At 37.4% G+C, this 8633-nt stretch carries 6 protein-coding genes; all 6 read right to left on the bottom strand.

The window, feature by feature from the left end:
* Nucleotides 1–496: 496 nt before the first annotated feature.
* The 6 genes from manA to J7E16_RS07670 all read right to left on the bottom strand — a co-directional run bounded on the left by manA (nt 497) and on the right by J7E16_RS07670 (nt 8539).
* Nucleotides 497–1441, bottom strand: coding sequence for a mannose-6-phosphate isomerase, class I (gene manA, locus J7E16_RS07695; RefSeq protein WP_214890594.1), 945 nt, complete (start codon nt 1439–1441; stop codon nt 497–499).
* Nucleotides 1434–2489 (bottom strand): serine hydrolase domain-containing protein, encoded by a 1056-nt coding sequence (locus tag J7E16_RS07690; RefSeq protein WP_214890592.1) that lies wholly within the window; start codon nt 2487–2489, stop codon nt 1434–1436. Before J7E16_RS07690 ends, manA begins: the two co-directional genes overlap by 8 nt.
* A gap of 162 nt (nt 2490–2651) precedes the next feature.
* Nucleotides 2652–3509: a VOC family protein gene (locus tag J7E16_RS07685; protein WP_214890590.1), complete on the bottom strand. Its 858-nt coding sequence runs from the start codon at nt 3507–3509 to the stop codon at nt 2652–2654.
* 720 nt (nt 3510–4229) lie between these two features.
* The gene (locus J7E16_RS07680; protein WP_214890588.1) at nt 4230–4847 is read right to left on the bottom strand and encodes an MBL fold metallo-hydrolase; all 618 of its coding nucleotides are present in this window, start codon (nt 4845–4847) and stop codon (nt 4230–4232) included.
* Between the two features lie 126 nt (nt 4848–4973).
* On the bottom strand, nt 4974–6818 hold the full coding sequence (locus J7E16_RS07675; protein ID WP_214890587.1) for an ABC transporter ATP-binding protein: 1845 nt from the start codon (nt 6816–6818) through the stop codon (nt 4974–4976).
* Nucleotides 6815–8539: an ABC transporter ATP-binding protein gene (locus J7E16_RS07670; protein ID WP_214890585.1), complete on the bottom strand. Its 1725-nt coding sequence runs from the start codon at nt 8537–8539 to the stop codon at nt 6815–6817. The genes J7E16_RS07675 and J7E16_RS07670 overlap by 4 nt, the downstream gene beginning before the upstream one ends.
* Nucleotides 8540–8633 lie beyond the last annotated feature (94 nt).

The raw sequence follows: 8633 nt of genomic DNA, 5'->3' as shown, positions 1-8633 counted from the left end.
CTGGACAAACAATCTTTAATTTCCATCTTCTTTGTCCTCTTACTACTCAATAATGAGGAAATCTCTACGAGGATGTTCCAGCCCCGTAAAGATTTTCCTGTTTTCTAGTCGAGGATAAACAAGACACTCCAAATTCTTTATTTGAGTTGCACTTCCCAGACACTGGGCTATTTTCAATAATTGACGCAATGCGCGGGATGCTCTTGCTTTCAATTCTTGAAAATCGCTGCGTGCCTAAACGGGAAGTTCCACATCCTTTAGTTGAGTTGCGTTCGACAGGCTCTCGTAAAAAAACATAATTTTTGCGAGGGTGGTACATCCTCTACAAAATTCTTCGTTTTTCTGTCGAGCCTAAGCGTCGAACTCCACATCCTGTTTTTTAGTTGAGTTGCGAGACCCAGACATCTTGTAAAAAAAGATGAATCCCGCCGAAGATGAAACATCTTCTCTGTGATTTCCTATTTTTACTTCATGTCTTTCAGGGTCTCTCCGCATCCTATGCGTTTGATGCGATGATTTTTAATTCGCCTTCGATTGTCCATTTTTTGATATCATTTGGCACTATCAAGTGGGTTCCTTTTTTCAATGGATACTCTCCTGCTTCAACGATCAGTTTACCGTTTCCTTCTAACACACTGACAAGAGTGTACGGAGCTGTTGCGTTAAAATCAGCTTTACCCTTCACTTCCCATTTATAGACGTCAAAAAATGAAGTCTTCACTAGAGTTGTGATCGTTGCCTCTTCTTGTTTTTCTATCTTTGTTTCAGGAGTCGAATCTACATGAGGGACAGTCGTTACATCCACCGATTGTTTAATGTGTAATTCTCTTAATTTTCCTTGGTCATCTTTACGGTCATAATCGTACACCCGGTAAGTCGTGTCACTGGATTGTTGGGTTTCAAGAATCGTGATCCCTCCACCGATCGCATGGATCGTTCCGCTTGGGACGTAAAAAAAGTCGCCTTTTTTAACTTCAATGCGACGCAGTAGTTCATCCCATTTGCCGTCGATAATCATTTGTTCTAATTCTTCTTTTGTCTGAGCGTGGTGACCATAAATAATTTCCGCACCTTTATCAGCATCAATGACATACCAGCACTCTGTTTTACCTAATTCGCCTTCATGCTCCATACCGTATCGATCATCTGGATGAACTTGTACCGATAAATCATCAGCAGCATCCAAAATCTTGGTTAACAAAGGAAAAACTTCTCCTTCTGCGTTCCCAAATACTTCACGATGCTGATCCCATACCTCAGCTAGAGTCAGCCCTTTATATGGTCCATTTTCCACTAAACTCGGACCATTAGGGTGAGCACTTATTGCCCATGCTTCTCCCGTTTTATCACTTGGTAAATCATAGCCAAAAACCTCACGCAGTTTTTTACCACCCCAGATTTTTTCTTGTAAAACAGGTTTTAATAGTAAAGGTTCATTCATCGCTTTTACTCCTCCTAAAATCTATTTGATTCTTCATTGTTTCCTTTTCAGCTAAGTAACAGTCTACTAAACGATCACGCTGGTTAAGGTAATCCGATTTGTTGTCATTCGTTGGATGGACACGATTAGATAAAAATACAAAGGCCGTTTTCTGCAAGATATCTAATATAATAAAAGTTCCTGTAAATCCAGTATGAAACAAATAGTTTTTACTACCTTTGGTCTTTATATCCCAGCCTAACGATCGGTTTAATTTACCATTTGGTGTCCAGTCTTTTAATAATGATAGCACAGTTTTTTCATTAAGAATACGTTTTCTATTGAGTTCTCCTCTATTCAACATCATTTGACTAAAGGTCAAACAGTCTGTTAGCGTTGCAAATAAGCCTGCACTTCCGCAATGATTTCCAAGTATATAAGCTTTAGGGTCATGGACATCACCTCTTATCATTCCTCTTTTGGGGTCCATTTCTGTTGGGGCACATGCTTGTTTATCTCGAGGATGATAGGACGAATCCGTTAAATTCAAAGGTCCGCTGATGCGTCCAGTAAAGACATTATCTAAACTGTCTTTTTCGATTGCTTCAATAATAAAGCCTAACAAGATGAATCCTATATCCGTGTAGCGAACTTCTTTTTCAAAGAGCTTTCCAACTGGCAAATGGAGAATGGCTTCTCGCAACTCACTTGCAGATAAAGTATTTCGATTTGAAATATAGCCTTCTATGCCGGACGTATGAGTCAATAAATGCCTTAGGGTCACTTTTTGATCTGTAAAATCTGTCAAATAACGGCTGACCTTATCATCTGGATCTATTTTCTCCTCTTGCCATAACTGCAAGAAGATAGTCGTTGTTAAGATTACTTTTGTTAATGAGGCAATATCATAAACCTGATTTTCTTTGATAGCTTCTCTTTTTGGTAAAATTGTAGCTGATCCTGCATGGTATTCTAGTCGCTCATTAGTTGTGATAAAACCAAAACTTGCTCCTGGTATTACTTCGTCTTCGATCAATTGCTGGATCATTTTTTTTGTTTTTGGATACATTTTATTATCCTTTCTACTGCTTTTCTTTCTAATAAATCTAGATTCGCTTCTTCATAGTTCATTATAATCGAATAGGTCATTTTCTTCTACACTGAGTTTATCCGTTTCTTTTATCGTAAAACACAAAAAAACCGGCAAGCTGCTTGCAGGTTTGACTATTTATTAATGGGTTGTTGTGATTTTTATGGCTATTCCATTTGTATCTTCTAAAGAAAGGGTTTGTGTTGCTTCATCTAATTGATAACTATAATTTTTTGCATCGAGTTTTTCTTTTATTTGTGCTAATTCATCAGATGATGAAACAACGATTGTAAAGTAGGCTAAGCCTCTTAAGCCTTTTTGGGCTGCCGGAATGTTTCTTCCAGCCCAGACATTGGCCGCGATCTGGTGATGGTACTCTCCTGCCGCGAAAAATTTAGCTTGAGGACCAAATTTAAATTTCAAATCAAAACCTAAAATATCGTTGTAAAATTTTTCTGTTTCTTCTAATTCTGCTACAAACAAATGAACGTGCCCCATATAGGTTCCTTTAGGCATTCCTTGAAAGGCCTGTTTAGCTTCTCCAATAACACCGTCTGCATCCATCGCCTCTGTTACTCCAATGATTTGTCCGTCTTCTCTAATATCCCACATTGATTTTGGCTTATCTCTATAAATCTCAATTCCATTTCCTTCTGGATCATCTAAATACAATGCTTCACTGTACCCATGGTCGCTTGCACCAGTCAATGGATACTTTGATGCTAAAATATGATAAAAAATTTCTCCTAAGTCTTTACGTGTTGGCAATAAAAAGGCCATATGATACATACCAGTTGCACTCGGTTTTTCTCCGATGGTTGGAACCGGCTGTAATTCTAATATAACTTTTTTATCACCTAATGCTCCTAATTGAAGCAAATGTTCAGTTTCATTTTTAATTTCTAGTCCAAGGATCGTTGTATAGAATTTTTTCATATTCTCCATACTTTCAACATTCAATACCACTTTTCCAATGATTGTTTTCGCTGATAAAGTCATTTATTTATTCCTCTTTTCATTTTACTTTTTATTGTTGTTTAACTAAAAATCTTTTTTACTTACTTTTAATAAGTATACATAGAAAGAATTTTATTTGCAAGTTTTTTTAATACTTCTAAATAAAGGAATTGGTGCTATTTTTTACGTTGTTATATCTTAAATAAGCAGATTTCACTTAATTTATGTTTTTTCGTCATACTTTTTTCATAATTGACTACTATACTATGAATATACCAAAACAAAAACCAACTTCTTTATATTTCTTTTTTACTCCTCCAAAGTAAAAAGAAACCTTACCCTTTCCACCTTAGCGTTTCCCGCTAAGGTGGTTTTTTTATGACACAGGGACCCTAAATCGATTTAGATAGCTAAAAAAAACTGAGACAAAATAAATTGTCTCAGTTTTTTTAGGCTGTATGATTTTTTGTATTAATAGATCAATTGGATCATTCACCTGAAATTTTTGGCGGAATAGGGTTTGCTTGTAGCCTAAAATGAAGCACTGTGGGCAAATAACGCCCAAGTGTATCATGTTTGTAAGCTGCTAAAGCAGCAACAATCATGACAACTTTCTCTTTAGGCTTCAGGTGTTCCCTTGGCTCTCCACAAGCAAAACCGTTATTCCAAAAGAAATTTCTTTATAATGTGTCCACACCATTTGACATAGAACCTTTTTTCTTCAGTAGTTTAATAGATAATGTTAGCATTTAAAAATTAAGCTTACCTAAAAAAAGGATTGGTCCTTTTTTCATATCCAATAGTCGTTTCATCTCCATGACCAGGATAAACCCGCATATTATCAGGCAAAGTAAAAAGCTGCTCTTTGATCCCTTTTAGTAATGCTCCTAGATCACTGCCTGTTAAATCAGCTCTTCCAATACTTCCTTTGAATAGTGCATCACCAGAAACAACAAAATCATCAAATATAAAACTGACTCCGCCCGGTGAATGACCAGGAGTTGGAACAACTTTAAATTGAAATCCTGCAATATCATATGTCTTGACTAATTCAAATTCGTATTCGGCAGGCTCCGTTGTAAACGGATGTCCTGAATTAATTGAAAGATTCAAAATAGGATTTCCAAGCCAAGCTTGCTCTAAACCACTAACATAAACTGGGATAGAATACATTTTTCTAGCTTCTTCTAATGCACCAATATGATCATAATGTGTATGAGTCAATAAAATAGCAGTAGGTACCACATTTAATTCATCTAATGCTCTTTTTATCACTACAAACTCATCTCCAGGATCAACGATCAATGCTTTTCCTTTCTGGTAGATAACGTAACAATTTTCTGCAATTCTCCCAGTTGTGATTCTTTTGATTTCCGTCATTTGTGGACCTCCTTTTTTATAAAAACTTCTATTATTAGTTTAGCAGATTTTAGTAAAAATAAAAGCAAAGCAAGTGGCTTATTTTTAGACACCCAAGAAAAGAGGTATTGATCAACTAATCTCTTATTAGACAAATTGACTGTTGTAAAGATCGGCATAGAAGCCATTTTGAGCCATCAACTCATCATGAGTCCCTGTTTCAATTACATCTCCCTGATCCATCACAACAATATTATCCGCCTCGCGAATAGTTGAAAGACGGTGAGCCACGACAAAACTAGTCCTGTTTTTCAGCAGCTTTCTCATCGCTTTTTGAATCAGTACTTCAGTCCGCGTATCAACACTCGACGTGGCTTCATCTAAGATCAAAATTTCTGGATCAGCTAAAAAAGCCCGAGCAATCGTGATCAATTGTTTTTGACCTGATGAAATGTTGCTCGCCTCTTCATTAAGCATGGTCTCATACCCCTTTGGCAATTTGCGCACAAATTCATCTACATGTGCTGCTTTAGCTGAATTGTAGACACGTTCGTCATCTTGACCATATTCAGCACTACCATAACGAATATTATCAAGAATCGTCCCATTGAATAGCCAAGTATCTTGCAAAACCATCGCAAAACGCGACCGCACTTCTTCTCTTGTAAAATCTCGCGTATCAACTCCATCAATTTTGATGCTTCCGCCACTCACATCATAAAAGCGCTCCAGCAGATTGATCAAAGTGGACTTTCCTGCCCCTGTTGGGCCAACAATGGCGACCATTTGTCCTTCTTCAACGTTTAAATTAAAGTCTTTCATCAATAGTGGCTCATCTTTACCCCCATAGCCAAATTGAACATGCTCAAATTGGACTTTGTAAGGCGAATGTTCCACAGGCTTTATAGATGAAGTTTCATTAGTCATCTCAGCTTCATCTAGCACCTCAAAAACACGTTCAGCTGATGCGATCGTTGCTTGGATCATATTGATCAGATTGGCCATTTCGCGAATAGGCTGATTGAATTGGTTTGTATATTGCAACATAGCTTGAACATTCCCTAAAGTCACTACGCCATTTGCAACAAAAATCCCACCTACTGTAGCAACACCTAGGTAGCCTAAGTTCCGAATAAAAATCATCAATGGCATGATGATACCCGATAGAAACTGAGCTTTTCGTGAAGCTTGGAAGAGCTGATCATTTTTTTCTTCAAACTTTAGGATTTCATGCTCTTCTTGATTGTAGGTTTTTACGACAATGTGTCCGGCATAGGTCTCTTCAACTTGATCATTTAACAACCCTAACCTTTTTTGCTGAGCTGCAAATAATTTTTGTGATCTTGGAGCAATCAAACCAATCGCTACAGCGCTTACGGGAACAGTGATCAACGTGACTAAGGTCAACGTTCCATTGATAGTGAGCATCATATAGAGGACAGCAAAAAAGGTGACCACACTATTGATAAATTGTGTGAGGGTTTGTTGCAATGTATTGGCGATTTGATCCATGTCATTTACAGCGCGAGACATGATATCTCCGTTTGAATGCGTGTCATAGTAGTGCATTGGAACGCGGTTCATTTTATCTTTTAAGTCATTTCGCAAGTCATATACCGTTCTTTGCGCCACACGAGTCATTGTGAATTGTTGAAAGTAGCTGAATATAGCTGAAAATACATAAAAGATCGCAACAGTTGTCAAAATACTTGTGATCATTTCAAAATCAATGGGTAACAGCTCAACTTCTTGCCCTGCTTGACGCAATCGCATACCTTCCATTACACCTCTGAAGATTTCAGTTGTCGCTGCTCCTAAAATCTTTGGCGTTTGAGTTTGTAAAACGATCGCACTAACGGCTAAGAGTAATACTATTATGAGCGCCAAAGAACGAGTAGACATATAACCAAGCAATCTGATCAATGTCTCCCAAAAATTTTTCGGTTTGATTGCGCGAACTGGTTTAGTTGGATCAGGATTGTTTTTGCTCATGACATCTCCTCCTCACTCATTTGAGATCTCATTATTTCTTGGTATGTTTTATTTGTCTGCTTTAATTCCTCATGTGTTCCTTTGCCGACCAATTTCCCTTCTTCTAAAACAAGTATCGTGTCGGCTTGTATGACCGAACTAATTCTTTGAGCAATAATCAAGACCACAGAATTTCTCGTTTCTGAAAGCAAAGCTTTCCTCAAAGCTGCATCCGTTTTAAAATCAAGTGCGGAAAAAGAATCATCAAAGATCAAAATATCGGCTTTTGCGACTAATGCTCTAGCGATATTTAATCGCTGCTTTTGCCCGCCAGAGAAATTCCCTCCACCTTGTTCAACTACTGCATCTAAGCCTTCAGGCAACTCTAATACAAAGTCCGCTGCTTGAGCAATTTTTAACGCATGCCACATTTCTGCATCTGTTGCATCTGCTTTTCCATACTGTAAATTTTCACGAATCGTTCCTGTGAACAGCAAAGCTTTTTGCGGTGCATATCCTATAAGACTGCGCAATGCTGTCTGCTCCATTTTTCGGATATCAATACCATTTATTTTGATACTTCCTGATTCAATATCATAAAAACGTGTGATCAGATTTGCGATAGTTGATTTACCAGAACCTGTACCTCCAATGATTGCGACCACTTCACCTTTTAAACCTTTAAAATCGATTCCTTCTAACGCTAATTTTTCTGCTCCTGAATAACGGAAATTCACATTTTCAAATGCTAGCACTTCCATCGTCTGTTTTTGAATAGCAATTGGTTTTTTTGGATCTTTTATTTTACTTTCCATCGCTAAAACTTCATTGATGCGTGCTGCTGAGACTTGTCCTCGCGGAATAAAAATAAAGACCATCGCCAACATCATGACGCTTATTAAGATTTGCATTGCATAGGTCATAAAAGTAACTAAATTCCCAACTTCCATATCTCCAGTGCTGATATAGGCTCCACCAAACCAAATAATAGCAATATTCGTTACACTGACGATCAAAGTCAGTGTTGGAAACAATAAGCTCAAAATCGTTTGAGCTTTAATAGATGTTTCAGCAAACGATTTGTTAGCTTCATCAAACCGTCTCGTTTCAGAATCATTCCGATTAAATGCGCGAATGACCCGGATCCCTGTCAGTCCTTCGCGAAAGACTAGATTTAAGTTGTCTGTTTTCTTTTGCAATGATTTGAAATACGGCACTGAGAAATACATAATAAGTCCTATAAAAACAACTAATACTGGGATGACATACATGAAAATCTGGGCTAATTTTGGTTCACGACTGTAGGCTAGTGCTCCTGCCCCTACTAGCATGATAGGAGCCATGATCATCAATCTCAACATGATCATTGTAACCAATTGAATTTGTTCTACATCATTAGTCGTTCTTGTAAGTAAAGAAGATGTTCCTACTTTGTCCATTTCATCATTTGAGAAATAGGAAACTTTCCGGTAAAGTTCACTACGCAGTTTTTTTCCTAACCGTTGTGATTGTTGTGCGGCCAAATAAACATTTACGAGCGCAGCAAGGATACTAAGCAATGAGAATCCCAACATTTTAACGCCTACAGAAATAATATACTCCACGTTTCCAGTCGATACACCATTATCAATAATATCGGCGGTCAAAGTTGGAAGATACAAGTCTCCAATAACTTGAATGAACATAAATAGCACCGCTCCAAAAACAGCCCAAATGTTCAATTTTTTTATTAGCTTAAACATATCCTCTCCTCCTTAAGTTATTGGTTAGAACTGAATTTCACTCGTAAATTATTTCGTCAAATTTTAGTTATTTTGATTTAGAGTTTTATTGTCA

Source organism: Carnobacterium sp. ISL-102 (genome assembly GCF_018612935.1).
Taxonomy (GTDB): domain Bacteria; phylum Bacillota; class Bacilli; order Lactobacillales; family Carnobacteriaceae; genus Carnobacterium_B; species Carnobacterium_B alterfunditum.
The sequence above is the reverse complement of the archived record's forward strand: the minus strand, read 5'-3'. Positions and strand labels throughout refer to the sequence as shown.

Excerpts from the sequence above, each read along its gene's own strand:
- J7E16_RS07690 (WP_214890592.1), bottom strand. The coding sequence starts at position 2,489 with ATGTATCCAAAAACAAAAAAAATGATCCAGCAATTGATCGAAGACGAA.
- J7E16_RS07670 (WP_214890585.1), bottom strand. The coding sequence starts at position 8,539 with ATGTTTAAGCTAATAAAAAAATTGAACATTTGGGCTGTTTTTGGAGCG.
- J7E16_RS07675 (WP_214890587.1), bottom strand. The coding sequence starts at position 6,818 with ATGAGCAAAAACAATCCTGATCCAACTAAACCAGTTCGCGCAATCAAA.
- J7E16_RS07680 (WP_214890588.1), bottom strand. The coding sequence starts at position 4,847 with ATGACGGAAATCAAAAGAATCACAACTGGGAGAATTGCAGAAAATTGT.
- manA (WP_214890594.1), bottom strand. The coding sequence starts at position 1,441 with ATGAATGAACCTTTACTATTAAAACCTGTTTTACAAGAAAAAATCTGG.
- J7E16_RS07685 (WP_214890590.1), bottom strand. The coding sequence starts at position 3,509 with ATGACTTTATCAGCGAAAACAATCATTGGAAAAGTGGTATTGAATGTT.